Source organism: Vibrio sp. OPT46 (genome assembly GCF_015163535.1).
Lineage (GTDB): Bacteria > Pseudomonadota > Gammaproteobacteria > Enterobacterales > Vibrionaceae > Vibrio > Vibrio alginolyticus.
In genome coordinates this window covers 4,786-6,947 of sequence record NZ_JADDYG010000687.1, presented here as the reverse complement: position 1 = coordinate 6,947, position 2,162 = coordinate 4,786, and the positions used below count along the sequence as shown (strand labels likewise).

Below are 2,162 nucleotides of genomic sequence, written 5' to 3'. Positions count from 1 at the left end.
CCAGTGGCAAAAGATGATACCGCTGTCACTGACGAAGACACGCCAGTGACGATTGATGTTCTGCCAAACGACACCGATGTGGATGGCGATAAGCTGTCTATCCAATCGGCGTCTGTGCCGAGTGAGCAAGGGACAGTCGAGATTGTTGACGGCAAACTGGTCTTCACGCCGGCTGAGAACTTCCATGGTGACGCTGAAATCACTTACACCATCACCGATGGTGCACTGACTGACCAAGCGACGGTCAACGTCACCGTGAATGCGGTGAACGACACGCCTGTGGTTGAGAGCAACATTGCAGACCAAACCTTGGCAGAAGACTTTACGCTATACAGCATCGATCTAAATTCCGCATTCAGTGATGTGGATAACGCCGATGGTGAGTTAACGTTTAGTGTCTCTGGCAACAGCAACATTCAAGTGGCGATCGTCAATGGCATTGCTACGTTCACTCCAACGGCAGACTGGAACGGCTCAGAAGCGCTGACGTTTACGGCTACCGATCCAAGCGGCGAGAGCGTTAGCCAAACGGTGAACTTCACAGTAGCGCCAGTGGCGGATATCGTGGCAGATAAAGCGACGGTTGTGGAAGATACGCCAACCATCATTAAGGTCTTAGATAACGACACGTTCGAAGGCGACGACAAAGTGGTGTCGCTGGATACCAATAACGGTCCAGCTAACGGCACGGTCTCGGTCAACTCGGACGGCAGCGTCACTTACACGCCAAACGACAACTACCACGGGGCAGACAGCTTTACCTACATCGTCACCTCCGGTGGGGTATCGGAGTCCACCACGGTGAACGTCGATGTGACGCCAGTGAACGATGCGCCAGTGGCAAAAGATGATACCGCTGTTACTGATGAAGACACGCCAGTGACGATTGATGTCCTGCCAAACGACACCGATATTGATGGCGATAAGCTGTCGATTGACTCGGCATCTGTGCCGAGTGAGCAAGGGACAGTCGAGATTGTTGACGGCAAACTGGTGTTCACACCGGCTGAGAACTTCAATGGTGACGCCGAAATCACTTACACCGTGACCGATGGTTCACTGACTGACCAAGCGACGGTCAACGTCACCGTGAATGCGGTGAACGACACGCCTGTGGTTGAAAGCAGCATTACAGACCAAACCTTGGCGGAGGACTTTACGCCATACAGCATCGATCTGAATACGGCCTTCAGTGATGTGGATAACGTTGATAGTGAGTTAACGTTTAGCGTCTCAGGCAACAGCAACGTGTTGGTGTCGATTGAAAATGGCATCGCGACCATTAGCCCAACGGCAGACTGGAACGGCTCAGAAGCGTTAACCTTTACGGCTACTGATCCAAGCGGTGAAAGCGTCAGCCAAACGGTGAACTTCACAGTTGCGCCTGTGGCGGACATCGTGGCAGACAACGCGACGGTTGTGGAAGACACGCCGACCATCATTAACGTCCTAGGTAACGACACGTTTGAAGGCAGCGACAAAGTGGTGTCGCTGGATACCAATAACGGTCCAGCCAACGGCACGGTCTCGGTCAACCCGGACGGCAGCGTCACTTACACGCCAAACGACAACTACCACGGTACAGACAGCTTCACGTACATCGTCACGTCGGGTGGGGTATCGGAGTCCACCACGGTGAACGTCGATGTCACGCCAGTCAACGATGCGCCAGTGGCAAAAGATGATACCGCTGTTACTGATGAAGACACGCCAGTGACGATTGATGTCCTGCCAAACGACACCGATATTGATGGCGATAAGCTGTCGATTGACTCGGCATCTGTGCCGAGTGACCAAGGGACAGTCGAGATTGTTGACGGCAAACTGGTCTTCACACCGGCAGAGAACTTCCATGGTGACGCCGAAATCACTTACACCGTGACCGATGGTGCACTGACTGACCAAGCAACGGTCAACGTCACCGTGAATGCGGTGAACGACACGCCTGTGGTTGAAAGCAACATTGCAGACCAAACCTTGGCGGAAGATTTTACGCCATACAGCATCGATCTGAATACGGCCTTCAGTGATGTGGATAACGCCGATGGTGAGTTAACGTTTAGCGTTTCTGGTAATAGCAACATTCAAGTGGCGATCGTCAATGGCATTGCTACGTTCACTCCAACCGCAGACTGGAATGGCTCAGAAACCCTAACCTTTAT

At 52.7% G+C, this 2,162-nt stretch carries 1 protein-coding gene; it reads left to right on the top strand.

Going from position 1 to position 2,162, the window contains the following annotated elements; translation table 11 throughout:
* Positions 1-2,162 (top strand): tandem-95 repeat protein (locus tag IQR33_RS34320; protein ID WP_228014126.1); only part of this gene is annotated, 2,162 nt, incomplete at both ends.